The following is a 23,194-nucleotide window of genomic DNA, read 5'->3' on the forward strand; positions in this document are numbered from 1 at the left end:
GAATTCTGTGTCCACTCAGTTCCAGGGCGTCATCCCGCCGGTCATCACCCCGCGCCACGCCAACGGCAGCCTCGACACCGCGTCGCTGAAGAACGTCACCAAGCACCTGATCGACGGCGGCGTGTCCGGACTTTTCGTCCTGGGCTCCTCCGGCGAAGTGCCCTACCTGACCAACGACGAGCGTGAGCTGGTGGTCTCCACCATCGCCGATGCCAACGCAGGGGCGGTTCCGCTGATCGTGGGGGCCAACGAGCAAACCACCCACCGGGTCATCGAAGAAGCGCGGAAGGTGGTTGACCTCGGCGCCGACGCGATCGTTGTCACCTCCATGTATTACGCCATTGGCAACGCCGCGGAAACTGAGACCCACTTCCGCAGCATCCACGCCGCCATCGACAAGCCGATCTTCGCTTACGACGTCCCGGTCCGCACGCACTTCAAGCTGCCCACGGATTTGCTTGTACGCCTTGGACGCGACGGCGTCATTGCCGGCGTCAAGGACTCCTCCGGGGACGACGTCTCCTTCCGCCAACTCCTGCTTGCGGCAAGGGACATCCCCAACTTCGACATCTTCACCGGTCACGAAGTTGTAGTGGACGGCGCCCTCCTGGGCGGTGCGCAGGGCGTTGTTCCGGGCCTCGGCAACGTTGATCCGGCCGGTTACCGCCGCTTGTTCGACGCCGCCCAAGCCGGTGACTGGGCCCTTGCTGCAAGGGAACAGGACCGTTTGGCGGACGTCTTCGAGATCGTTTACACCCCCAACGGCCGTGTCTCCGGTGGTGCTGCCGGCCTGGGCGCGTTCAAGACCGCTTTGCAGGTGATGGGGGTCATCGAGTCCAACACCATGAGCTCGCCGATGCTTTCCTTGAACGACGCCGAGACCGCGTCGATTCGTGCAATTCTGGAGCGGAACGGGCTGGTCTAGTTTTTCCATGACCGCTCCCATGAACCACGTGATCGGCGTTGACCTCGGCGGTACCAAAACTGCCGCCGGGGTTGTTTCCCCTGCTGGCGAAGTGCTGATGTCGGAGACCATTCCGACGCTGAACCGGGCCGGTGGCGAAGCGATCCTGGACGCCACCGCTGCGCTGATCTCGAGATTGGTGGAGCGCGCTGCCGACGCCGGAATTTCGGTTTCCGGCGTCGGTATCGGCTCCGCCGGGGTGATTGACGCTGTTGCCGGGTCCGTTGTGTCCGCGACCGATGCGATTCATGGTTGGGCAGGGACTGCTCTTGTTTCCGGGCTTTGCTCCCGGCATTCCCTGCCGGCCGCTGCTGTGCGCGCCGTCAACGACGTCCACGCCCATGCCCTCGGCGAAGCCTGGCGTGGCGCGGCGGCCGGGTCGACGACGTCGCTCATGGTGGCGTTCGGGACCGGCGTGGGCGGCAGTTTTGTGGTGGACGGCGCTCCCGTTTTGGGGCACCGGTTTGTGGGCGGGCATGTGGGGCACTTCGCTTCTCCCTATGCCTGCGCTGACGGTGTTCCACTGCCGTGTGTTTGCGGTGGTTCCGGGCACGTCGAGGCCATCGCCTCCGGGCCTGCCCTGCATGAGGCCTATCTTCGCTTCGGCGGTTCTTCCCTGGACGCAACTGACACGCGGGGCGTGTTTGCACTGGCAGCTTCGGTCTCAGACACGCACGACGACGGTGCTGCCGCAGCGTCCGCGGACAGCCGCGCCGCCGCTTTGCGTGCCATCGAGGTCGGTGCAGCAGCAGCGGGCCAGGCCGTGGGCGGACTCATTAATATCCTCGATCCCGAGACCGTGGTGGTCTCCGGTGGCTTGACCGATGCCGGCGACCTCTGGTGGAAGCCCATGGAGTCGGCCCTGCGTCAGGAACTGCTGGCCCCGCTGGCGGCCGTACCCGTTGTCCCGGCAACCCTTGGCAACACCGCTGCCATTGTTGGCGCCGCGAAACTCGTCCTTAAGTAAGGGAAGATCATGATCCTCACGCCCGAAGGCCTCGAAGCCCTCCGTTCCCAACTGATCGTCTCCTGCCAGGCGTATCCCGGAGAGCCCATGCGTGATCCCCGGACCACGGCGCAAGTGGCGGCCTCAGCGGTCATCGGCGGCGCGGCGGCGATCCGTGTCCAAGGGTTGGCCGACGTACAGTTCACGCGCACCGCCGTCGAGGTCCCTGTTATTGGCCTCTGGAAAGACGGGCACGACGGCGTCTTCATCACGCCAACACTTCGGCATGCCTTGGCCGTTGCGAACGCCGGGGCCCATGTTGTTGCGATTGATGGAACGCGCCGGGAACGGCCGGATGGGCTGTCCCTTGCCGAAACAGTGGCTGGTCTCCACGCTGGGTCCCATGCACTGGTCATGGCAGATTGTGGCTCGTTTGACGACGCCGTTGCTGCCGTGGAAGCGGGGGCGGACCTGATCGGCACCACCTTGTCCGGTTATTCCGGCGAGCGCCCCAAGACGGACGGTCCGGATCTGGAGTTGTTGGAGCAAATTGCTTCTGCCGGGTTGGGTAAGCCGCTCATCGCTGAGGGCCGGATCCATACCCCGGCGCACGCCCGGCAAGCCCTGGACGCCGGGGCGTTTGCGGTGGTTGTCGGCACCGCGATCACACATCCGGCGAGCATCACGGGCTGGTTCAAGGGCGCGATGCACGCGTAGCCCCCCCGTTGCGGGGCCTGTTCTGCGCCCTCAAACCCACGCAAACCCCGCAAAGCGGGCCTCACAACCCCAAGGGAGCGGCTGTAGGCTTTCCCCATGACTGCCGAGAGCTCCCGGGAATTCGATGTAATCGTGATCGGCGCGGGCGCCGTAGGGGAAAACGTGGCGGACCGGGTGGTTCGTGGCGGCCTCACGGCGGTGATTGTCGAGAGCGAATTGGTAGGTGGCGAATGCTCCTACTGGGCTTGCATCCCCTCCAAGGCACTGCTCCGGCCAGGAAACGTGCTCCACTCCGCCCAAGTGGTGCCCGGGGCCAAAGAAGCGATCACTGGAACCATCAACGCCGAGGCCGTGCTGAAGAACCGGGACTGGTTCACCAATAATTGGCAGGACGGCAGCCAGGTCGAATGGCTGGACAGCGCCGGCATCGAACTCATCCGTGGACGCGGCCGCATCACGGGTCCCCGCGAGGTCCAGGTGGATGGCGTCGACGGCAACAGTTACGCATTGAAGGCCCACCATGCAGTAGTGGTCGCGACGGGCTCTACCCCCACCATCCCGGACATTGAGGGCTTGAAGGATGTTCCATTCTGGACCACCCGGGGTGCCACGGCAGCCAAGGAAGTTCCCCGGCGATTCACAGTCCTCGGCGGTGGCGTTGCGGGCGTGGAAATGGCGCAGGCCTTTGCCCGCCTCGGCTCGGACGTGACACTGATTGCCCGAGGCCGCTTGTTGAGCAGCTACCCGGAAGAGGCCGCCAACCTGGTCATGGCCGGGCTCCGCGCCGATGGCGTGACCGTCCACGTCCACACTGATGTGGAGAAAACAGAGAAGAACGACGACGGCTCAGTGACAGTGACGTTCGACGGCAAAACGGTCACGGCCGACAAACTCCTGGTCGCTTCCGGACGGCACCCCGCACTGGCCAACCTGGGCTTGGACAACGTGGGCGTCGAAGCCTTGGAAGGCAAACCGCTCCGCCTTACCACCGATGCCAGCGGACTCGTGGAAGGTCCTGCGAGCGATGGCACCAGTGGGCTCTGGCTTTACGCCGCCGGGGACGCAGCAGGAAAGGTTCTCCTGACGCACCAAGGCAAGTACGAGGCCCGTGCCACCGGTGATGCCATTGTGGCCCGGGCCAGCGGCAAGCTCAAAGGCTCGCCCGAACCGTGGAGCCCGTGGGCCCACACCGCCAACGATCACGCGGTTCCCAGCGTGGTGTTCACCGATCCCGAGGTTGCCTCAGTGGGACCAAGCCTGGAGCAAGCGTTGCTGCAGGGAAAGAATGTCACGGGCGTGGAACTCCCCATCAACGTCTCGGGCTCCCAACTGCACTCCCCTGACTACAAGGGCTGGGCCCAGATCGTGGTGGACGAGGACCGCAAGGTCATCCTCGGGGCTACGTTCGTAGGCCCGGGTGTTGCGGAGCTGCTGCACTCGGCCACTATCGCAATCGTTGGTGAAGTGACCCTGGACCGCCTGTGGCACGCGGTTCCGTCCTACCCCACCATCAGCGAAGTGTGGCTCAGGCTCTTGGAAAAGTACGGCCTCTAAATTCCTATTTGAACTGACTGGTCAGTTTAGTTAGACTTTCAGCAGACACCATTTCTGCGAAAGGCTTCATTGTGCTGTCCGTACAGCAACTCCAGATCAACGGCCGCCGGGGCGATCTCCTTCCGGCAACGTCGCTTCAAGTCCGCCGCGGCGAACTCCTGCTCGTCGCCGGAGAAGGCCAGGACCAGCGGACAGCTTTGGTGTTGGCCTTGAGCGGCCGCATGAAGCCAAGCAATGGCGTCCTCAGTTGGGACACCACCACCAAGACCAAGAAGATTCGCCTCGCCAGCGCCCTGGTGGACTCACCGGGCGTCAACGAGCCCGAGCAACACCTCAGCGTCCGCGACCTCGTCACCGAGGACCTCTCCCTCATTCCCCGCCGTTACCGCGGCGCCTTGCTGAGTAAGCCGTGGCTGAAGGTCAACAGCTTCGAAGACATTGCAGGCCTCTGGATAGAACAAATTCCCGCCGCCCGCCGCCTCGAGCTCCTGACCGCCCTGGCCCTTGCTGATCCGGCAACGGACCTGCTGGTGGTGGACTCCCCCGACCGCCACAGCGCGGATCCGGAAGCGTGGTTGCCCCGGCTTCAGGCTTTGGCGTCCGACGCCGGGCGGCCGCTTGCCGTCGTCGCCGTCGTGGGTGCCCTCCCGGACAACTGGACCGGAGCCGCCGCGATAATCGGCAACTCAGTGACACATCCGCCCGAACCGGAGGCGGAGAGCGCCGCCGTCGAGCCAGTCAAGCCCAAGCCAGCCACCGTCGTCGAACCCAAGGCCAAACATGCTGCCGGGCCGGTGCCCCAAAAACCGGAAACGCTCGAAACTCCTACGGCGCACCAATCAGCCGCCGACCCTGAAACCGAAACCCTCCAAAGGACTGCAAAGTGACTGTTCTGCGGCTCGCCCGCTCCGAACTCAAGCGCATGACCGGCGGGCTCCTGCCCAAGCTGACCATCCTCGCCCTGACCATGGTTCCGTTGCTGTACGGCGCCGTGTACCTTTACGCGAACTGGGATCCGTACGGCAACCTGAACCAGATCGACGCCGCCCTGGTAGTGGAGGACACGGGAGCCTCGTCATCTGACGGCACCGAGCTGCAGGCCGGCAAGAAGGTGGCCGACAGCCTGGTGGAGGGCCACGTCTTCAACTGGAAGCAGGTGGCCAGCGCCGAGGACGCAGATGCCGGTGTCCGTACGGGCGAGTACGCCTTCGCGCTGCGCATCCCCAAGGACTTCTCCGCCAACCTGGTCTCCCCCGGCAGCTTCGACGCCGCCAACCAGGCCATGCTGCACGTCACCACCAACGATGCCAACAACTACCTCCTGAGCACCATCGTGGACAAGCTCACCACCGCCGTGCACTCCACCGTGGCCAAAGAGGTGGGCGAGGAAACAGCCAATCAGCTCCTCACCGGCTTCGGCACCATCCACGCGTCCATCGTGAAGGCTGCTGATGGCGCCTCCGAGCTGGCCACGGGCGTGGGAAAGCTCAGTGACGGCGCGGCCACCCTCCATGGCGGAACCACCCAACTGGTGACCGGCGCCGATCAACTGGTGGCCGGGCAAACGAAGCTGCGCGACGGCGCCGTCCAGCTCAACAACGGTGCCAGCCAGCTGAGTTCCGGCCTCACTGAGCTGAAAAACAAAACGGCTACCCTGCCTGCCGACTCCAAGAAGCTTGCCGACGGCGCCGCCCAGGTGGCGGCCGGAAACGCCGAGCTGAACGCTAAAGTCCAGGACGTCGTCGGGCAGTTGGAAGCGGCGGACAAGGGACTCCGGAACCGCGTGGTCGAGTCCAACGCCCGGCTGGTTGCGGCCGGCGTGCTCACCCAGGAGCAGGCGGCGAAGGTCCTTGCTGACTTCGACGCCGCCGCGGCCTCGAGCCCCGTGACGGACGCCAAGGCAAAGATCTCCGGCGACGCCGCCAAGATCCAGCAACTCTCGGACGGTTCAGCCGCTGTAAGTGCCGGTGCCTCCAAGCTCGCCGCTGCCACACCAACACTCACCGATGCCATTTCGAAGGCCGCTGCCGGCGCGGGCCAACTCAACACCGGCGCGGCAACACTGGCCGCCGGGCAACAGACTGCCTTGGACGGCGCTGCCAAGCTCGACGACGGCGCCCACCAACTGGACGACGGCGCCAGCCAGCTTGCCACGGGCGCAGTGACGGCCGCCGATGGGTCCCACACCCTGGCCACGGAACTTGCCAAGGGTGCCGGGGACATTCCCAACCCCAACGATGAGCAAAAGAACAGTGTGTCCAAGGTGATCGCTGACCCTGTTGCCGTGGACAATGTCTCGCAGGCAAAAGCCGGCTCCTACGGCGCAGGCCTGGCACCGTTCTTCCTGACCCTGGCTCTATGGATCGGCGTGTTCATGCTGGTCCAAGCCATGCGGCCCATCACCCAACGGGCACTGGCGTCGAACGCCCCGGCCTGGAAAATCGCCGTCGGAGGCTGGTTGCCGTTCTTCGTGGTCTCAGTACTGCAAGCGACCATCCTCACCCTCGTGGTGAACCTGGGGCTTGGCCTGAACCCGGCACACCCCGTGGGGATGTGGCTGTTCATGCTGGCCGCAGTGATGGCCTTCAGCGCGATCATCCAGGGCATCGTGGCGCTGATGGGGACACCGGGCAAGTTCGTGGTGCTGATCCTGCTGGTCCTGCAACTGGTGTCCTCCGGCGGTACGTTCCCGTGGCAGACCACGCCGATGCCGCTGCATGTGGTGCACGAGGTCCTTCCCATGGGCTACGTGGTCACCGGCATGAGGCACCTGATCTACGGTGGTGAGCTCAGCATGATCTGGCCTACCGTCCTTGGCCTGCTTGGATACACTTTGCTGGGAATGGCGTTGTCCACGCTCGCCGTCCGCAAGCACAAGGTGTGGACCCTGAAGACGCTGAAGCCGGAGATCGCAGTATGAGCACCACCGAGCCCGCCCCTGCCGAGTCAGGCTCCGCCGCGGCCGGCACCACCGAGCCCGCCCCTGCCGAGTCAGCCGCCCCCGCGGCGTCAGGCGCCGCCGCGGCCGGTGAGAAGAAGCTCCGCCCCGGCCGAACCAACGCCACCAAACAGCGCCTGTTCGAGGCCTCCATGGAGTTGATCGGCGAGCGCGGCGCGGCTGGAGTGACGGTGGACGAGATTGCAGCCGCCGCCGGAGTGTCCAAGGGGACTGTCTATTACAACTTCGGCAGTAAATCGGACCTGATCGCCCAGTTGCTGCGGCACGGTGTGGACATCATGCTGGTCCGGCTTCAGGACGTCCGCGGCAAGGCCAACGACCCCCTGGAATCCATGAACAACATGGTGGGCCAGGCCATGGAGTTCATGGACGATTACCCTTCTTTCGCCCGCCTCTGGGTCAGCGAAAACTGGCGGACTCCCGGCGAGTGGAGTGCTGTGTTCGCCGAACTCCGCGCCGAGCTTCTGGCCGTGATTGGTTCGGCGGTGGAAAGCGTTGCGTCCAGGTACAAGGTGAACGAGTCCATTGCCCGCGGCTCCCTGGAGGCGGCGATCTTCGGCGCGATCTTCGTGGTTGGCCTCGACCGGCAGACCTACAACCCTGAACGGACCCGCGAGCAAAGCGTGGCAGCCGTGATGACCATCATGCACGGGTATGTCATCAAGTAGTTTTGGCCACCCCGTTGTGGGGCCTATAGTGCACGTTCTCACTGGTGTTTAGGGCGCAGAGCGGGCCTCACAACGGTATTCAACTGCAATGTACGACGGCGTGGCGTGGCCACTGGGTCGGCGATGATTAACCTCATGCGTCACATGGGGAACAGCGGAAAGCTTGCGGTCGTGGCCGCCTTTGTGTCCCTGGGGCTCTTGGTGATGGCCGCTGTGGTACTCGAGGAACTGGTGTTGTACTTGTTCCTGGGCTCCGTGCTGATCTGCTATCTGGCCTCGCTCGTCCAGGTCTTCAACCGCCGACGATACTTGGTGGTCCTGCTGGCTGCAGCGGGCACCAGCGTGTTCATTGGTTGCAGCATCGCTTTCCTGCGGATGTGGGGCATCGCCTTCAACCAGGATGCCAACGCTTTGGGCAGCGCGGTGAGCACCCGGGATTCGGACATCTACTTCTACCTTGCCGCCGCCGCCGGGTTGGGGACCCTGGCAGTGTTGTTCCTCGGAGCAGTGGTGCCCTCGTTTGGGTCGCGTGCCGCTGTTCCTGCCAAGCGAACCCCGACAACGACGAAGCGCACCTCCGCGCCGCGCAAACCCGCCCCGCGCGCGGGTACCCCCGTCAAGCGCCCGGCGTCACGTACGCCAACAGCGCCAGGCAAGCGACCGGCGTCGAGCGCTTCCTCCCAACGCAAACCTGCCTCCAAACGCTAACCAGCCGGCGTTGCGAGGCCCGCTCTACACACATCCCCGGCACCAAAACGCGCAAAACAGGCCCCACAACACAACCACCCGGCGTTGCGGGGCCCGCTCTGCGCGCTTTCCCGAGGTTTAGAGGCGCAGAGCAGGCCCCGCAACGGGCGTTTCCGGACGGATTGTGCGCCCGGCACCCAGCACGGCAGTGGCCACTCCGAGGAGCAATATCAGCCCGCCCATGATTTCGGTCAGCGTCGGGATCTCGTTAAGGACCAGCCACGCGGCCGTCATCCCTACCACAGGGACCAAAAGCGTAAAGGGCACGACGTCGGAACTCGGGTACAGCGACAACAGCCGGTTCCAGATGCCGTAACCGATCAAGGACGCAAACACGGCCGTGTAGATCGCACTGAGAATGGTGGCAGGCTGCAGGTCCGTCAGTGTCGCCCACACGGTCCCCGGCCCGTCCACCACCAACGACAACCCCGCCAGCGGAACCGGAACCACGGCCCCCGACCACACCACCAGGCCCAAACCGGAGGCAGCTTTCGAATGCCTGGCCACCACGTTGCCAATGGCCCAGGACAAAGCTGCGGCCAGGACAATCATGAGGGGAAGGACCGGCGCCACAGCACTGCGTCCCAGTGCAACCACGCCCAGCCCCGCGATGCCGAGCACCACGCCGGCCAACTGACGTCGGCTGGGCCTCTCCCCCAGGAACTTCGCGGCCAGCAGGATAGTGAACAGAACCTGTGCCTGCAGGACCAGCGAAGCCAAACCCGCAGGCATCCCGAGCGCCATTCCCAGATACAAGAGTCCGAATTGGCCGGCGCTCATGAACAGCCCGACGCCGACAATCGCCTTCCAGCCCACATCCGGTTTACGGATGAACAGGATGAACGGGAAAACGACGAGGAGAAAGCGCATTGCGACGAAAAGCAGCGGAGGAACTTCCCTGCCATTGGTGTGCAGGCCGAGGTCGATGGCGACGAAGTTGATGCCCCAGAGGACGGCGACCATGACGGCGAGGGCAGAGTGGCGAAGGTTCACAAGTACACTCTGACTCGCTTTAACATGAAGCACCAGCGGTGAATTCGACGTGGAACAGCGTAGATTTGCTTCATGATTGATATCTCGGCGTTGCGGGCGCTTGTGGCCGTGGAACAGCACGGCTCCGTCATTGCGGCATCGGACGTGATGGGGTTCAGCCCATCGGCCGTTTCCCAGCAGATCAAGAAATTGGAAAAGCAGACCGGCGTTACCGTCTTGGAGCGCAATGGCCGTGGCGTACTCCTGACCGAGCGCGGACTGGCATTGGCCGGCTATGGCCGCCGGATCATGGGCGAACTGGAGGAACTCCAAGCGACCTTACTGGCTGATCCCGCGAAGCCGTCGGGCCTGCTGAGGCTGGTGGCATTCTCCACCGCTTGCCGGGGGCTCGTGGGACCCATGCTTGGACGCATGGCGGCCACCCACCCCTCCGTGAAGGTCACGGTGCTGGCAGAAGACCCCCGCGAAGCAGTCCAGCGAGTGGCTACTGGCGAGGCGGAACTGGCTGTAGTCCACAACTGGAACTCCGTGCCGCTGGTGATTCCGGAGAACCTGGTGCATGAGGAACTCTGCGTCGACCAAGCGGATGTCCTGGTCAACAGCACCCACCCGCTCGCCGCCCGCGCCGCCGTCGAGCGTGAAGATTTACTGGACCAGACGTGGATCAGCACCCCGGCGGGGGCCATCTGCAACGAGGCCCTCTTGCAGATCTTCGCCGGACTGGGCCGCGTTCCCGACATCCGCATTTACGATCCCGACTTCTCCACGCATATCGCCATGGTGGAGCAGGGGGTCGCCGTGGCGCTTGTCCCGCGCCTCGGAAGGCCGCCGCTCCCGCCTGCCGTGGTTGCGATTCCCGTGATGAACCCCGTCCAGCAACGTTCCGTGGGCGTGGTGTACCGAAAGACGATGACCGCCAGCCCCGCCATCAGGCAAGCAGTTCACATGTTGAGGGACGTGGCCGCAGAAGAGTTGCCCCTGCCGCAGGGTTGACCAATGTCACACAGTGGAACATTCGACGCTCAGTGCACTGTTAGCTTAGGCTAACCTTACTTAGCTGTCCGCGCCGCCCTGTGCGCGATCGTCGAAACTTCTGAAGGGGCCCTACTGTGGAAGCAATCCTCTTTCCCACGGACATGAACCACCACCACACCTACGGCCTGGTCAGTTACCTCATGATCGACGACGGACTCTATCCGAGCGCCCACAACCGGCGCGATCCCTATGCTCTACCGGCCTTCGACATCCGCGGGCAATGGGTCTACCCCAGCCGCTACAACGAATACATGGCCCCACAGTTGCCGGTGTACATGTTCGACGGCGAATACCTGATCGCGACCGGTCACGGGGAAGAAGCAGCGGGCCTGCCTGTGTTCGAGATTCGATGCATGTGCATGCCCCAGTTGGCCTATGGGGACCCCGGCAACCCGCAATAGCCGAGCGTTCCAGCAAACACCGCCGCTGCGGCCGCGGCCCTACGCGCGGGGCACCGTGAAGTGCGTCAGCCGCGCGTCCTGACCGTCCAACTCGGCCCAGGATTTCTCCGTCTCCATTACCGTCAACGCACTCGTTGGGTAACGGGTAGCGGCATCCATGTAGGCATCGTGGTCCGAATCGCGCGAGGCCAAGTGCATGGCGAGATCCTGGACCCCGGGCATGTGCGAGATGATCATCAACGTGGTGACGGTATCGGGGACATGATTGATGACCGTCAACATGCGGTTGGCGGAGGCTGAGTACAGGCCGTCCTCGAGTTTCGGCGTCGGCGCTTTGTCGCCCAACTCATCGCAGACCCAAGTGCAGGTCTGCCGGGTCCTCAGCGCAGACGAGCACAGGATGAAGTCCGGCACCACACCCTGCTGGAGCAACCATCTGCCCGCGAGCGGAGCCTCCCTGTGGCCACGTTCTTCAAGGGGACGCTCATGATCAGGTACACCCATGGGCCAGTCAGCCTTGGCATGCCGCATGATCACGAGGCGCTTGATGTGGTGGTCGCTCATGAAACAACCCTATCCGCCCCCCCGGCTCGCGGCGGTTCCTGACCTTCTTTGAGAATAGAACAGGCTATTAGCAACCTGATGCGGTTGCCCCAGGGCTTCCGGCGCATCAAACAGGGTCACGACCCCACGCACCCCGGTCCCCCACCACCTACTTTGAACTCCATACGCCCCGAACACGCGGAGGCAGCGGGCGTGCCAGGGGGCCTCTCCAGCCAATGTAGGTGGTAGCCGCACACAACCTGGCGCCCCGGACCCTTCAGCCGCGGAGGCCAATCCTCGTCAGGGCACGAAAAAGCCGAAAGGCGGCATATCCCGACAGCGCCATTGTCGCGCGAAGAATGAGCGCAGGCGCAGAGGGATGTTGCCGCCTTTCGGCTGCAGTAGTACTACTTAGATCGAGTATTCCGGAGCGGCCCAGACGATGACCTCGGGGTGCTCGTAGAAGCGGTAGCCCTGGCCGCGGACCGTGCGAACAGTGTTGGCAAGGCGCCCCAGCTTGGAGCGGAGGCGGCGGATATGGACGTCGATGGTGCGCTCGTTGGGGACCTCTTCGGCGTTGCGCCACAGGCCTTCAAGGAGTTCGTCGCGGCCCACGGTGCGGGTGCCGTTCTCCACGAGGTAGTTGAGGAGTTCGAATTCCTTGAATGTCAGGTTCAGCGATTCGCCGTCAAGGTGCACTTCGCGGCGGGCGAGGTCGATCAGCACGCCGGAGGGGCGGGATTCCTGCTGCGGCGCCGGGCGGGCGGTTTCGGTGCGCTGGCGGGCGGTGACGGTGGGGTCACCAAAGGTGGAACGCACGACGTCGAGTGCGGACCCGGGCGCGCCGGCGGGGGCTACTGCCACGGCAGCATAGCTCTCTGCGCCGGTGACGAGGGACTGCGCATAGGCGCGGATTTCCTGGGCCAGCTTGGCGATGGAGGTGCCTGCGGCCGCTGCGGTCTCTTCATCAATGCCCATGTAGAGCACGAAGCCACGGGCTACGTTGTCGTTGGCAACGGGGCGGAGCCTGTCGGACTGGGCAATGACCGGCGTAGGCGCAGTCATGGGTGCCGGCTCGGCGGCGGGTACGGCGCGCAACTGGCCATAGGAGTTGGGGTTGTAACCCTGCGGAACATAACCGGGAGCCTGCTGGCCTGCACCTTGCTGGGCGGGGGCGTAGCCGGGGCGGTTGCCGAAGCCGGGGCGGAGCCCTGCGTTCGACGCGGCCTTGTTGGCGTTACGGACGGAGATGTGGACGTATCCAGATGCAACTGACATGGAGTGCTTACCTCAAAAGTGAATAGCCGTCATCGCGGCTTCGAATGCTGGTTGTCCCCGCAATGAGTTTGGGGAGGGGCGCCCAACGCTGGGCTAGGGGGCGAATGCCTGAAACTTCTTGGGGTGGAAAGTTAGGCTTGCATTCGACAACAGCGGTCATCATGGCCAGCGGGTGTGCTGGGCCAGGTTGCTGCGGCTGCAGGTGCTGTTGAGTTCTTGTTCACATTGGAAGTGTGCAACGTAACAATGGCAACACGCAAGTAACAAAGCGCAGAACCGTCCACATTTTGAGACGGAGGGGTCTATTGTGCCGTAAATCACAATTCAGCCGACGGGATAAATGAACGCCATTTCATTCGGCTCGCGCAGGAAATAATCGCCATCCAGTGAATATTCTTCGGCTGATGAGGCATGATGTGCATCTTCATTCCCGCGAACGGCGCACCTGCGGAATCTCACGATCTGAAACAGTTGTTGTCCAATCGTGGACGGCCTTCTTCAGGAATTTTCGCATGAAAATCTGCTACAAGCCGTAGAAAGCGTATTTTCCGGACGCTACCCGCCCCTTGACTCCCATCTCGTTACTGTTGACTTCACAGCGTCCTCACAGGATCGGCAAAGCGATCGCTAATCAGCAGAACAGAGAGTTGTCCCATGGCCTCCTCGCACTCCATGACCAACAACCTTCCCCAGCTGTCCCACCCGGACGGTTCGCCGATCCGCGCCTTAGTGGTGGATGACGAACCCAGCCTTGCCGAACTCATGAGCATGGGACTGCGCATGGCCGGCTGGTCGGTAGCTGTGGCCGAAGACGGTCCGGAGGCTGTGAAGCTTGCCAAGGATTTCCGGCCCGACGTCCTGGTGCTGGACGTCATGTTGCCCGGATTCGACGGCGTAGAGGTCCTCAACCGCATCCGCGCCTTCGCCCCCGAAGTGCCCGCCCTCTTCCTTACCGCCAAGGACGCCGTGCAGGACAGGATCGTCGGATTGGCTGCCGGCGGCGACGACTACGTCACCAAACCTTTCAGCATGGAGGAAGTCCTCCTGCGCCTCCACCGACTGGTCCAGCGTTCCGGCGTCGCCGCCATGGACACCGCGGAGTTGGTGGTGGGTGATCTCACCCTGAACGTGGACACCCGCGAAGTCACGCGTGCCGGCGAGGACATTCCCCTCACCGCAACCCAGTTCGAGCTTCTGCGCTACCTCATGGAGAATCCCAAACGTGTGATCAGCAAGGCCCAGATCCTGGACCGCGTGTGGGATTACGACTTCGGTGGGCAAGCCAACATCGTGGAGCTCTACATTTCCTACCTTCGCAAGAAGATCGAAGCCAACCATCCGCCCATGATCCACACAATCCGCGGTGCCGGCTATGTCATCAAGCCCGCGGACTAGGCGTTGAGCACACTTTCAGGGGTGGCCAGAAAGTCCCGCCGGAGCTGGCTGAACCCCTCCACCTGGCATTTGCGCACCCGGCTGGTCCTGGTGGCGATGGCACTGCTGGTCGCCATCTGCGGGGCGGTGGGTGTGGTCAGCTACGCCTCCATGGACATGGTGTTCAACAGGCAGCTCGACAGGCAGCTTGAGCAGGCGTCCAGCCGCGCGAACGACTTCGGCAGGCCGCCGTCGAACTTTCCCTCCTCACCTTCGGGGAAGCCGGACCCGCTGGAGGCGCGGGGTCAGGCCGCCGGAACGCTTAACGCCAGGATCGACGGTTCCACCGTCCGCAGTTCCGGGCTCATTGACGCCCAAGGCAACCGTGTTGCCTTGTCCCCCGAGGATGAGCAAGTGCTGTTGGCACTGCCCAAGAGCGGTGATCCGGTGGATCGTTCCCTCTCCAACGGGGACTATCGGCTGGTGGCGGTCGCCCCCTATGGTGACGTGATCGTCACGGGCCTGCCTCTCGCGGACAAACAGAGCGCCGAGGCCTCGTTGGTGTGGACCATGGTGCTGGTCTCGCTGGGCGGACTGGTCATCATCGGCCTCGCCGGCACCGTCATCATCCGCCGGACCATGCGGCCTTTGGAGCAGCTCTCCGAGGTGGCCACGAAAGTTTCGCGACTACCGCTCGACGCCGGTGAAGTGGCACTTGCGGTGCGCGTACCGCCGTCGGCCTCTCATCCCGGAACGGAAGTGGGCAGCGTAGGCCATGCCCTGAACCTGATGCTGAACAACGTCTCCAGCGCCTTGGAAGCCCGCCAGGAAAGCGAAACCAAGGTGCGCCAGTTCGTCGCGGACGCCTCACACGAACTCCGGACGCCGCTCACTGCCATCCGCGGTTACACCGAACTGCTGAGGATGACCGAACACTTCACAGATGACGGCTGCAAATCCCTGGCGCGCGTGCAAAGCCAGTCAGAGCGGATGACAACCCTGGTGGAGGATCTCTTGCTGCTCGCCAGGTTGGACGAGGGCCAAGCGATCAAGGTTACCGATGTGGACCTCACCCAGTTGGTGATCGAAACGGTCAGCGATGAGAAAGTCATGGCACCGGACCACGTGTGGCAACTGCAACTGCCGGAGGAACCCGTCACGGTCCGCGGCGACTCCATCCAGCTGCACCAGGTCCTGGCAAACCTGCTGTCCAATGCCCGCAAACATACCGATGCCGGCACAACTGTGGTCACGGCCGTTATGCTCTCGGCCGATGGCAGCGCAGTGGTGACCGTGACCGACAACGGGCCGGGCATTCCAGAGGATTTCCAAGGCCGCATCTTCTCCCGCTTTGCCCGGGCCGATGCCGCGAGATCGGGTTCTGAAGGGACGTCGGGACTAGGCTTGTCGATCGTGGAATCCATCGTGGAAGCGCACGGCGGAAGCGTGGAAGTGACGTCAAAACCGGGTCGCACCGAGTTCGCCCTGCGACTACCAACCGTCACCGCCGAAGAGATGTAACGAACTCGGCAAGGCGACTCACCGGCGTCGTGATCTCTGTTACCTAAATGTGACTTCTGCGAATTCCTCCTGTACCGTCGAAAGGGTGGGTCGCCCCAACTGGCCCGCATCCGGGATGCGCCGAGCTCTGCCACTTCCCGGAGTCCGTTCTTACTCCGAGGCAGAGACGGGGGACCCAGAGTCTCCGGGCCCAGGCATTTATGCCGGACCCTTGGGGTGAAGCCGCAGCGACACGCGCGGCCGGATGACCTCATCCGAACCCGACAGCTAACTCCGCAGGCGCTGAGAGGTAATCACACATGTCTGAATTTAACGATCAGACGCGCCCTTCCGCGCGTCACCGCGATGAGCACAACGCACCGTTGACCAAGTCGCAAACCGTCCTCAAGAACGCTGCCCGCCAGGGTAAGTCCGGCCACCGCATGTCGGTTGTTGCCGGCGTCGTGGCCGCTGCGCTGGGCGTCGCTTCGCTCGGTACTGCTGCCAACGCCACCCTGAACCTCCCTGAGGCGAGCCGCGTTGCAGAGACCCAGGCTGCTGCCCAGGTCAGCACCAACAAGACAGCCGAAATCTCCGCTTCCTTGGACGCAGCCGCCGCAAAGGGCGCTGCTGACCGGGCCGCTGTGGACAAGGCCGCTGCTGAAAAGGCTGCCGCCGAGAAGGCCGCCGCCGACCAGGCCGCCGCTGAAAAGGCTGCCGCCGAGAAGGCCGCCGCCGATCAGGCTGCTGCGGAGAAGGCAGCCGCTGATGCTGCAGCCAAGCAGGCCGCCGACGCCGCTGCTGCCGCCGAAAAGGCCGCCGCCGAAGCTGCTGCCGCCGCCCCGAAGGCCGTGGATGACCCCGCCGCCGCCAAAGCCTACGCTGCCAGCATCCTCGGCAACTATGGCTGGAGCGCCAGCGAAATGACCGCGCTGAACACCCTGTGGGAGAAGGAATCCAACTGGAGGACCACTGCCACGAACGCTTCCAGCGGCGCTTACGGCATTGTCCAGTCCCTGCCTGCTTCCAAGATGGCCACTGCCGGTGCTGACTGGCAGACCAACTACCAGACCCAGATCAAGTGGGGCCTGAACTACATCAAGGAGCGCTACGGATCCCCGTCGGCCGCCCTGGGCTTCCACCTGGCCAACAACTGGTACTAAGCCACACTGCCTGAGGACCGCGCCGGTTGCCGCCGTTCGCACCAGTAACCACTGGAGCGAATGGCGGGAACCGGCGCGGTTTTCTGTTTTCACAGGTGACCGCCGTAGCTCACAGTGGCGTCACAGCCCGCGCCTAAAGCACTCATAATCGGCGGGGCCATTCTGAAGACATGACGCTCACAAATCCCACCACCAGCGCTCCGCCGCGACGCTTCCACTCGGCGCGCTTCGGTGGCGGGGCGGCAACTTATTCACAGCAGGACCTTGCAGGGCCACAACCCCGACGCTCCCCCATTGACACCCGTGCTGCCGTTCCTGTTCTGGACGTCACCCTTCCCGTCGCCAACGAGGAAGCCCGTTTGGAACGGAACCTGCGTAGGCTTCACTGGCATCTCACCGACTCGTTTCCCCACAGCTTCCGCATTACGGTTGCGGATAACTGCAGCACTGACAACACCCTGAGGATCGCCGAGCGCTTGGCCCGGGAGCTCCCTGAAGTGGTGGTGGTGCGGTTCCAGCAAAGGGGGCGCGGAAACGCACTCCGCCGCCTCTGGCAGGTCTCACCGTCACCCGTGCTCGCCTATATGGAAGCAGACCTTTCCACGGACTTGTCGGCCCTGGCTCCCCTGATTGCACCGCTGCTCTCGGGCCATTCGGATATCGCCGTCGGCACGCGGCTGGCACGGAGCTCACAGGCGGCCCGCAGTCCCCAGCGCGGATTCATCTCCCGAAGCTACAACGCCCTGCTCCGCGCCGTCCTGGGCACACGCATTTCCGATGCCCAGTGCGGGTTCAAGGCCGTCCGTGCCGACGTCGTGCACCACATCCTTCCATTGACCAAGGACGATGGCTGGTTCTTCGATACCGAACTCCTGGTGATCGCCGAACGGTGCGGACTGCGCGTTCATGAAGTACCCGTCGACTGGACCGACGATCCCACCTCAAGTGTCGACGTCGTACGCACCGCGCTTGCCGACCTGCGCGGCCTGGTGCGCTTGGCTCGCGACCTTGGCAGCGGGCGTGTTCCTTACAAGGAGGTGCGCAGGGAGATCGGCCGGACACCGGCGTCGGGAACGGCGGCGTCGCGTCTGGGACCGCTTCTGCGTTTGGTTGGTTGGGCCGCAATTTTCGCAGGGGCATACACAATGCCGCACTTCCTCCACGTCATCGGCTAAGCCTCCGGCTCGGCCTCCACCGCACCCCTCACAGCGGCAATGGACGCCGCAACATCGCCGGCATCCGTGGTCCAGTTGCTCACTGAGATCCTGAGGATTTCACGGCCACGCCACGAGGACCCGGACATCCACACCGCCCCCTCGGCCATCAACCGTTGCGTGACACGGTGTGTACGGTCATCGCTGCCGAAGCTCACCGAGACCTGGGTGAAAACGACGTCGTTGAGCACCTCGACACCCGGGATGGCAGCCAGGCCCTCAGCCAACGCACGGGCATTTGCGGCGAGCCGCTCCACCATGGCGATCACCCCGGAGCGTCCCAGTTGGCGGAGCGCGGCCCACACCGGGATGCCCCTGGCGCGGCGGGACATCTCCGGGACCTTTTCGAAGGGATCCCCCGGTCCGGCATCAGTGGCAATCAGATAGCTGGTGTGGACACTGAAAGCCCTTCGCAAAGCTTCGGGGCGGGCCACGATTGCCAAGCCGCAGTCGTACGGGACGTTCAACGTCTTGTGGGCATCCGTTGCCCACGAGTCCGCTTCCTCCACTCCCGCCAGCCGGCCCCGCAACGTTGGGCTCACAGCGGCCCACAGACCGAACGCCCCATCCACGTGCACCCACGCCCCCCGGTCATGTGCCACCGCAATGGCTTCCTCCATGGGATCAAAAGCGCCGGAATGCAGGTTTCCCGCTTGGAGACAGACCAGCGAAGGCCCGGGCTGCTGATCCATGGCCTCGGCAAGCGCGTCAGGGAGAATCCGTCCTTCGTCGTCGGCATCTACGGGGACGCACGCACCCAAGCCGAGATACCGCAACGCCAAATCCACTGCGGCGTGGCGCTCCCGGCCGGCAAAGGTGGTGATGCGCGGGGCGCCGGTCAACCCAAGAGCCTCCAGGTCCCAGCCTGCCTCGTCCATCAAGTACTGGCGCCCGGCCGCCAGCCCCACGAAGTTCGCGGTGGTGGCACCGGTGGTGAATCCGACGTCGGCACTTGCGGGCAGTCCCAAGAGTTCCAGCAGCCACGCGGCGGCAGATTCCTCGATCGCGGCCGCCGCCGGGGTGGCGAACCGCAGCCCCGTGTTCTGGTCCCACGCCGAAACAAGCCAATCTGCGGCCATGGCCGCGGGCAGGGTTCCGCCCATGACCCACCCAAAGAACCGTCCGGACTGGATCGCCATGAGCCCCGGCTCAGCCAGCGCCGCGAGCTCATCAACTACCTCTGCGGCATCGGTGGCTTCATCCGGCAGGCGCGGCAGGATGCTCTTGGCTACCTGATCGGCATCGGAAGACGGGCGGACTGAACGTGTTGGGACCGACGCAAGCCAGTCACCGGCGTGGACCATGGCCCGCTCCAGTGCCGCACCGTACGCCTCCGGCATCGCAGACATGCGCACAGCCTACGCCGGGTCTGCAGTATGGAACAGTCTTTAACCCGGCGCTGCTAGAGGGTCAGCGTGATGAGGTGCCCGCCGTCGTCGTCCTTGACAGCGGTGACGGTCACGGCCGAGTAGTCCGGAATCCGCCACATGCCAGGCTCCAGCTCCGCACTGTGCCCGGCAGCGGCCTTGCCCACCACCACGATCCGCATCCCCGCCGCGCGCGCAGCAGCGATCCCGGCGGGTGCGTCTTCGAAAACCACGACGTCGGCCGGGTCGGCTCCCAGGAGTGCCGCCGCCTTCAGATAGCCCTCCGGATGCGGCTTGCCACGGGTGACGGACTCTGCCGTCACAGCAGTGGATGGCATGGTGAGTCCGGCTGCCTGCATGCGGATATCGGCAAGGATTTGATCTGCTGAGGTGACCAAGGCGATGGCGTCATCCGGGAGGCCCGCCAGCAGGGCTTCAGCACCGGGAAGGGCAATCACGCCGTCCGTCCGGGAACGTTCCATCTCGCCAAGTTCGGCCGTCAGCGCTGCGAAGTCGGCCCCTGCCGGGGCGTAGCGCCGCACGGTATCGCCTGCTTGGACACCGTGGGATGTGCGGAGGATTTCGTTGTAATCCAGGCCGTAGCGCTCGGCGAACTCGAGCCACACCTGTTCCACGACGGCCGTGGAATCCACCAGCGTGCCGTCCATGTCGAAGAGGACGGCACGGACAGTCAGCACGGGTGCGGCAGGATGGCTCATGGTTCCATCCTGCCGCACGCTCATGGGGTGGTGCTGAAGTATGACTTAGCCATTGGGCCGCTGTGGGAGGTACTGCACCGCCCACTGGTTGCCGTCCGGGTCAGCAAAGTACACAAAGTGACCCCAGTCCTGGACGTCGACGTCGCTGACGTCCACGCCGTTGGCCTTGAGGTGCTCGTGGGCCTTGTTGATGTCCGCCACCACCACTTGCAGGTTGGGAGCCGAACCCGGAGGGGCGTCCGTGAGGCCCTCGCCGATAGCGATGGAACACGCAGAACCCGGCGGCGTCAGTTGCACGAAGCGGATGCCGTCCGTGGGACGCTCATCGAAATCGGCGTTGAAACCGACCTTGTTGACGTAAAAGTCTTTCGCGCGATCGACGTCGGAGACAGGGACAAATACCAGTTCAAGTTTCCAGTCCATGCGCCACAGGCTAACGGGCTGGGTGGGAAACCGGTAGGGGTCAATCGTTCCCTGTGATCACTAGCCGGCCACGCCGTAGAGGCGGTCTCCGGCGTCGCCCAGGCCCGGCACAATGTACGACTTCTCGTTGAGTTTCTCGTCAATCGATGCGAGGACAATGTTGACGTTTGCGTCCGAGAGTTCCTCTTCCAGCTTGGCCAGGCCCTCGGGAGCGGCCAGCAGGCAGATGCAGGTGACGTCCGAAGCGCCGCGCTTGAAGAGGAACTTGATGGCCTCACGCAGGGTGCCGCCGGTAGCGAGCATAGGGTCCAGGACAAAGATCTGGCGGCCGGTGAGGTCCTCGGGGAGGCGCTCGGCGTAGGTGATGATGTCCAGGGTTTCTTCGTCGCGGGCCATGCCCAGGAAGCCCACCTCAGCGGTGGGGACCAGCTTGGTCATGCCCTCGAGCATGCCCAGGCCCGCGCGCAGGATGGGAACCACCAGCGGCGTGGGCTTGGTGAAAGCCGTGCCGATGGTCTTGGTGACAGGGGTCTCGATCTCCACTGGCTGCGTCTTGACCTCGCGGGTGGCTTCGTAGGCCAGGAGGGTGACGAGTTCTTCAGTGAGTTGCCGGAAGACCGGTGAAGGGGTGTTCTTATCCCGCAGAACGGTGAGCTTGTGGGCGACCAGCGGGTGGTCCACGACGAGTGTGCGCATCCCCCAAAACTATCATTGAGACATGAGCGCCACCGAGCCGTATCACGCAGACCACATGGCCTGGATGGGCCTTGCCCTGGACGAGGCCCGGTTGGCGCTGAAAACGGACGACGTACCCATTGGCGCGGTGGTGTTAGGGCCCGACGGCGGCGTGCTGGGTTCCGGACGCAACGAACGTGAGGCGCATGGGGACCCGACCGCCCACGCGGAAGTGGTGGCCATCCGCCAGGCGGCTGCTTCGCTGCGGGCGCGAGCTTTGACCTCTGGCGGCTCGGGTGACGGTTGGCGGCTTGAGGACTGCACCCTGGTGGTGACCCTTGAGCCGTGTGCCATGTGTGCCGGTGCCATTGTCCTGGCGCGTATCCCCAGAGTGGTGTTTGGTGCCTGGGATGAGAAGGCAGGAGCGGTGGGCTCGGTGTTCGACATCCTCCGCGAGCGCCGCCTCAACCACTGGGTGGAGGTCTATGCGGGTGTCCGTGAAGAGGAATGCGCGGCGCTTCTCAGGGAGTTCTTCGCCTCTCACCGGCTGCCCTAGTTCGGCGGGCTTTGGAGGGCCCTCAGTATGGTGGCGGCAGTGGTGTCCCACCCGGGGAGGTGCTCGCGGGCCTGAATTGCATTGTTGCGCCAGGATTGTTGCAGGCCGGGATCGCTGAGCCAACTCCGGAGCGAATCGGTCAAGGCCCCCTCCTGTGTCAGCTCCAGCGCAGCACCCGCTCCTGTTTGGCCGAGCGCCTCCACGGCGCCGGTCCCCTGCCGGACAAGCACAGGAACGCCGTGGGCCAGCGATTCCGTCACCACCATCCCGAAGGATTCCGATCGGGAAACAAGGACGCTGAGGTCAGCTTGTTGCCACTGGTCCTCGAGGGTGTTGCCGCTCAACTCGCCCGTGATGCTGATGCGGTCCTCAAGCCTGTAATGCTCGACGGCGGCCCGCACCTCCGCGGCGTACGCCGGGTCAGCGTTCTCCGAGCCGATGAGGGCGGCCTCCCATTCAAGGTCCTGCAGGTTGGCGAGGGCTTCGACCAAGAGTGTCTGACTCTTGTTCGGCAGCAGTGCGGCCACGGCTACGATGCGCGGCGGCTGCGATCCCTGGGCGGGGTTTGCTTTGTCGGCCCCCGGCGTTGCGATGACGATGGTCTGCGGGCCGTGCCTCGCCTCGAGCTCAGCGGCGGAGTGGGAACTGGGGCAGATGATTCCGGTTGCGGCGGCCAGCGCCTTGGCTTCAAGCTCGCTATGGTCCGCCAACGCCATATGGGACAGGATCCAGACTTTGGTTCCTTTGCCCACGGCGCCGGCGACCTCCTCCGGCGCCCCACTCGCCACCAAGCCGTCGGCAATCACCGTTGTGCCGCCGTCGATCATGCCAGCGAACCGCTGCCGGTCCGCCGGGCTCCCAACCGGCCAGTCGCCGTCGACCCTTAGGGTCTCAACGTCAGCGCCCAGGACGGTCAGATGCTCGGCGAGCTTGGCGTTGTACTTGTTGCCGCCGGAGCCGTGCCTGACGTTCCCCGGGACAAGGAAGCGAATGCGCACCTACTTGACCGGGAGCTCCAGCGAGTAACCGGCCCAGGCGTCAGGGTTTTCGCGGAGGACGACGTCGATGCCACTGAGCGCCGGTCCGTCGGCGGTGTCCTGGATCCGGGTGGCCATGGCGTCGGCAATGTGCTTGGCCAGAGCCTCCGTGGTGGAGAGCTTGCCCTTGAATGCCGGGTGCTCATCGAGGTTCTTGTAATTAAGGTCCTCCAGGATTTCCTCAAGGATGCCGCCCGCTGCGCCAATGTCCAGAACGATTGCGTCGTCATTGAGATCCGGGCGGCGGAAACTGACTTCGGCCACAAACGTTGCACCATGGAGGCCCTGGGCCGGGCCGAACGCTTCGCGGGGAAGGCTGTGGGCGATCATGAAGTGGCGTCGGACGGTCAGGCTGAACATG

Annotated in this window: 24 protein-coding genes and 1 riboswitch; of the genes, 15 read left to right on the forward strand and 9 right to left on the reverse strand. The window is 64.3% G+C overall.

The features are described from left to right. The first annotated feature begins 7 nt into the window (after nt 1–7). The 8 genes from M1D51_RS17805 to M1D51_RS17840 all read left to right on the forward strand — a co-directional run bounded on the left by M1D51_RS17805 (nt 8) and on the right by M1D51_RS17840 (nt 8,516). Nucleotides 8–925: a dihydrodipicolinate synthase family protein gene (locus M1D51_RS17805; protein WP_458107433.1), complete on the forward strand. Its 918-nt coding sequence runs from the start codon at nt 8–10 to the stop codon at nt 923–925. 19 nt (nt 926–944) lie between these two features. Continuing rightward, nucleotides 945–1,931 carry an ROK family protein gene (locus M1D51_RS17810; RefSeq protein ID WP_458109613.1) on the forward strand — a complete coding sequence of 329 codons (987 nt, stop codon included), beginning with the start codon at nt 945–947 and terminating at the stop codon, nt 1,929–1,931. 9 nt (nt 1,932–1,940) lie between these two features. After that, on the forward strand, nt 1,941–2,627 hold the full coding sequence (locus M1D51_RS17815) for an N-acetylmannosamine-6-phosphate 2-epimerase (RefSeq protein WP_172323769.1): 687 nt from the start codon (nt 1,941–1,943) through the stop codon (nt 2,625–2,627). Nucleotides 2,628–2,723: 96 nt separating this feature from the next. Then, nucleotides 2,724–4,181 carry a dihydrolipoyl dehydrogenase family protein gene (locus M1D51_RS17820; protein WP_458107434.1) on the forward strand — a complete coding sequence of 486 codons (1,458 nt, stop codon included), beginning with the start codon at nt 2,724–2,726 and terminating at the stop codon, nt 4,179–4,181. 71 nt (nt 4,182–4,252) lie between these two features. Next, nucleotides 4,253–5,068 (forward strand): ABC transporter ATP-binding protein, encoded by an 816-nt coding sequence (locus M1D51_RS17825; protein WP_458107435.1) that lies wholly within the window; start codon nt 4,253–4,255, stop codon nt 5,066–5,068. Next, nucleotides 5,065–7,101 carry a YhgE/Pip family protein gene (locus M1D51_RS17830; RefSeq protein WP_458107436.1) on the forward strand — a complete coding sequence of 679 codons (2,037 nt, stop codon included), beginning with the start codon at nt 5,065–5,067 and terminating at the stop codon, nt 7,099–7,101. The genes M1D51_RS17825 and M1D51_RS17830 overlap by 4 nt, the downstream gene beginning before the upstream one ends. Then, nucleotides 7,098–7,808, forward strand: a complete 711-nt coding sequence (locus M1D51_RS17835; protein WP_458107437.1) for a TetR/AcrR family transcriptional regulator — start codon at nt 7,098–7,100, stop codon at nt 7,806–7,808. Before M1D51_RS17830 ends, M1D51_RS17835 begins: the two co-directional genes overlap by 4 nt. Before the next feature lie 144 nt (nt 7,809–7,952). Beyond that, nucleotides 7,953–8,516, forward strand: coding sequence for a hypothetical protein (locus M1D51_RS17840; protein WP_458107438.1), 564 nt, complete (start codon nt 7,953–7,955; stop codon nt 8,514–8,516). Between the two features lie 117 nt (nt 8,517–8,633). Here the strand turns inward: M1D51_RS17840 and M1D51_RS17845 are convergent, their stop codons facing one another. Then, nucleotides 8,634–9,548 carry an EamA family transporter gene (locus M1D51_RS17845; protein ID WP_458107439.1) on the reverse strand — a complete coding sequence of 305 codons (915 nt, stop codon included), beginning with the start codon at nt 9,546–9,548 and terminating at the stop codon, nt 8,634–8,636. A 72-nt stretch (nt 9,549–9,620) separates the two neighbouring features. On the opposite strand from M1D51_RS17845, the gene M1D51_RS17850 reads away from it, so the two are divergent. Together M1D51_RS17850 and M1D51_RS17855 are read left to right on the forward strand one after the other, a co-directional pair. Further along, nucleotides 9,621–10,541, forward strand: a complete 921-nt coding sequence (locus M1D51_RS17850; protein ID WP_458107440.1) for a LysR family transcriptional regulator — start codon at nt 9,621–9,623, stop codon at nt 10,539–10,541. Between the two features lie 116 nt (nt 10,542–10,657). Then, on the forward strand, nt 10,658–10,984 hold the full coding sequence (locus tag M1D51_RS17855; RefSeq protein ID WP_458107441.1) for a hypothetical protein: 327 nt from the start codon (nt 10,658–10,660) through the stop codon (nt 10,982–10,984). 39 nt (nt 10,985–11,023) lie between these two features. Here the strand turns inward: M1D51_RS17855 and M1D51_RS17860 are convergent, their stop codons facing one another. Together M1D51_RS17860 and M1D51_RS17865 are read right to left on the reverse strand one after the other, a co-directional pair. Then, nucleotides 11,024–11,548 carry a SixA phosphatase family protein gene (locus tag M1D51_RS17860; protein ID WP_458107442.1) on the reverse strand — a complete coding sequence of 175 codons (525 nt, stop codon included), beginning with the start codon at nt 11,546–11,548 and terminating at the stop codon, nt 11,024–11,026. 390 nt (nt 11,549–11,938) lie between these two features. Next, a complete protein-coding gene (locus tag M1D51_RS17865; RefSeq protein ID WP_172323761.1) occupies nt 11,939–12,805 on the reverse strand; it encodes a winged helix-turn-helix domain-containing protein in 867 nt (288 codons plus the stop codon). Between the two features lie 654 nt (nt 12,806–13,459). On the opposite strand from M1D51_RS17865, the gene M1D51_RS17870 reads away from it, so the two are divergent. The 4 genes from M1D51_RS17870 to M1D51_RS17885 all read left to right on the forward strand — a co-directional run bounded on the left by M1D51_RS17870 (nt 13,460) and on the right by M1D51_RS17885 (nt 18,017). Next, nucleotides 13,460–14,200, forward strand: coding sequence for a response regulator transcription factor (locus M1D51_RS17870; RefSeq protein WP_172323760.1), 741 nt, complete (start codon nt 13,460–13,462; stop codon nt 14,198–14,200). Nucleotides 14,201–14,203: 3 nt separating this feature from the next. Next, the gene (locus M1D51_RS17875) at nt 14,204–15,700 is read left to right on the forward strand and encodes a sensor histidine kinase (RefSeq protein WP_458107443.1); all 1,497 of its coding nucleotides are present in this window, start codon (nt 14,204–14,206) and stop codon (nt 15,698–15,700) included. A gap of 132 nt (nt 15,701–15,832) precedes the next feature. Further along, nucleotides 15,833–15,994, forward strand: a riboswitch (cyclic di-AMP (ydaO/yuaA leader). 5 nt (nt 15,995–15,999) lie between these two features. Further along, nucleotides 16,000–16,842: an aggregation-promoting factor C-terminal-like domain-containing protein gene (locus M1D51_RS17880; RefSeq protein ID WP_458107444.1), complete on the forward strand. Its 843-nt coding sequence runs from the start codon at nt 16,000–16,002 to the stop codon at nt 16,840–16,842. Nucleotides 16,843–17,012: 170 nt separating this feature from the next. Next, complete coding sequence (locus M1D51_RS17885) at nt 17,013–18,017, forward strand: dolichyl-phosphate beta-glucosyltransferase (RefSeq protein ID WP_458107445.1); 1,005 nt, start codon at nt 17,013–17,015, stop codon at nt 18,015–18,017. Here M1D51_RS17885 and M1D51_RS17890 read toward each other — a convergent pair. From M1D51_RS17890 to upp, 4 genes are read right to left on the reverse strand one after another with little or no spacing between them, the layout of a single operon-like run. Continuing rightward, nucleotides 18,014–19,405, reverse strand: coding sequence for a pyridoxal phosphate-dependent decarboxylase family protein (locus tag M1D51_RS17890; protein WP_458107446.1), 1,392 nt, complete (start codon nt 19,403–19,405; stop codon nt 18,014–18,016). The two genes, M1D51_RS17885 and M1D51_RS17890, sit on opposite strands and share 4 nt — an antisense overlap. A gap of 53 nt (nt 19,406–19,458) precedes the next feature. Continuing rightward, nucleotides 19,459–20,142, reverse strand: a complete 684-nt coding sequence (locus M1D51_RS17895) for an HAD-IA family hydrolase (RefSeq protein WP_458107447.1) — start codon at nt 20,140–20,142, stop codon at nt 19,459–19,461. A gap of 45 nt (nt 20,143–20,187) precedes the next feature. Then, nucleotides 20,188–20,565, reverse strand: a complete 378-nt coding sequence (locus M1D51_RS17900; RefSeq protein WP_026542237.1) for a glyoxalase superfamily protein — start codon at nt 20,563–20,565, stop codon at nt 20,188–20,190. A gap of 60 nt (nt 20,566–20,625) precedes the next feature. Further along, nucleotides 20,626–21,261 carry a uracil phosphoribosyltransferase gene (gene upp / locus M1D51_RS17905; protein WP_026542238.1) on the reverse strand — a complete coding sequence of 212 codons (636 nt, stop codon included), beginning with the start codon at nt 21,259–21,261 and terminating at the stop codon, nt 20,626–20,628. Between the two features lie 22 nt (nt 21,262–21,283). Here upp and M1D51_RS17910 point away from each other — a divergent pair, with 22 nt between their 5' ends. Next, nucleotides 21,284–21,796, forward strand: a complete 513-nt coding sequence (locus M1D51_RS17910) for a nucleoside deaminase (RefSeq protein WP_458107448.1) — start codon at nt 21,284–21,286, stop codon at nt 21,794–21,796. On the opposite strand, the gene M1D51_RS17915 is transcribed toward M1D51_RS17910, so the two are convergent. Next, complete coding sequence (locus M1D51_RS17915; protein ID WP_458107449.1) at nt 21,793–22,794, reverse strand: glycosyltransferase family 4 protein; 1,002 nt, start codon at nt 22,792–22,794, stop codon at nt 21,793–21,795. The two genes, M1D51_RS17910 and M1D51_RS17915, sit on opposite strands and share 4 nt — an antisense overlap. Further along, nucleotides 22,795–23,193, reverse strand: coding sequence for a 6-pyruvoyl trahydropterin synthase family protein (locus M1D51_RS17920; RefSeq protein ID WP_026547653.1), 399 nt, complete (start codon nt 23,191–23,193; stop codon nt 22,795–22,797). Between the last annotated feature and the right edge of the window lies 1 nt (nt 23,194).

It is taken from the genome of Arthrobacter sp. R3-55, from assembly GCF_054161505.1.

Excerpts from the sequence above, each read along its gene's own strand:
- M1D51_RS17920 (WP_026547653.1), bottom strand. The coding sequence starts at position 23,193 with ATGTTCAGCCTGACCGTCCGACGCCACTTCATGATCGCCCACAGCCTT.
- M1D51_RS17885 (WP_458107445.1), top strand. The coding sequence starts at position 17,013 with ATGACGCTCACAAATCCCACCACCAGCGCTCCGCCGCGACGCTTCCAC.
- M1D51_RS17820 (WP_458107434.1), top strand. The coding sequence starts at position 2,724 with ATGACTGCCGAGAGCTCCCGGGAATTCGATGTAATCGTGATCGGCGCG.
- M1D51_RS17835 (WP_458107437.1), top strand. The coding sequence starts at position 7,098 with ATGAGCACCACCGAGCCCGCCCCTGCCGAGTCAGGCTCCGCCGCGGCC.
- M1D51_RS17810 (WP_458109613.1), top strand. The coding sequence starts at position 945 with ATGAACCACGTGATCGGCGTTGACCTCGGCGGTACCAAAACTGCCGCC.
- M1D51_RS17850 (WP_458107440.1), top strand. The coding sequence starts at position 9,621 with ATGATTGATATCTCGGCGTTGCGGGCGCTTGTGGCCGTGGAACAGCAC.
- M1D51_RS17895 (WP_458107447.1), bottom strand. The coding sequence starts at position 20,142 with ATGAGCCATCCTGCCGCACCCGTGCTGACTGTCCGTGCCGTCCTCTTC.
- M1D51_RS17880 (WP_458107444.1), top strand. The coding sequence starts at position 16,000 with ATGTCTGAATTTAACGATCAGACGCGCCCTTCCGCGCGTCACCGCGAT.
- M1D51_RS17910 (WP_458107448.1), top strand. The coding sequence starts at position 21,284 with ATGAGCGCCACCGAGCCGTATCACGCAGACCACATGGCCTGGATGGGC.
- M1D51_RS17870 (WP_172323760.1), top strand. The coding sequence starts at position 13,460 with ATGGCCTCCTCGCACTCCATGACCAACAACCTTCCCCAGCTGTCCCAC.
- upp (WP_026542238.1), bottom strand. The coding sequence starts at position 21,261 with ATGCGCACACTCGTCGTGGACCACCCGCTGGTCGCCCACAAGCTCACC.
- M1D51_RS17890 (WP_458107446.1), bottom strand. The coding sequence starts at position 19,405 with ATGTCTGCGATGCCGGAGGCGTACGGTGCGGCACTGGAGCGGGCCATG.
- M1D51_RS17865 (WP_172323761.1), bottom strand. The coding sequence starts at position 12,805 with ATGTCAGTTGCATCTGGATACGTCCACATCTCCGTCCGTAACGCCAAC.
- M1D51_RS17860 (WP_458107442.1), bottom strand. The coding sequence starts at position 11,548 with ATGAGCGACCACCACATCAAGCGCCTCGTGATCATGCGGCATGCCAAG.
- M1D51_RS17815 (WP_172323769.1), top strand. The coding sequence starts at position 1,941 with ATGATCCTCACGCCCGAAGGCCTCGAAGCCCTCCGTTCCCAACTGATC.
- M1D51_RS17840 (WP_458107438.1), top strand. The coding sequence starts at position 7,953 with ATGGGGAACAGCGGAAAGCTTGCGGTCGTGGCCGCCTTTGTGTCCCTG.
- M1D51_RS17900 (WP_026542237.1), bottom strand. The coding sequence starts at position 20,565 with ATGGACTGGAAACTTGAACTGGTATTTGTCCCTGTCTCCGACGTCGAT.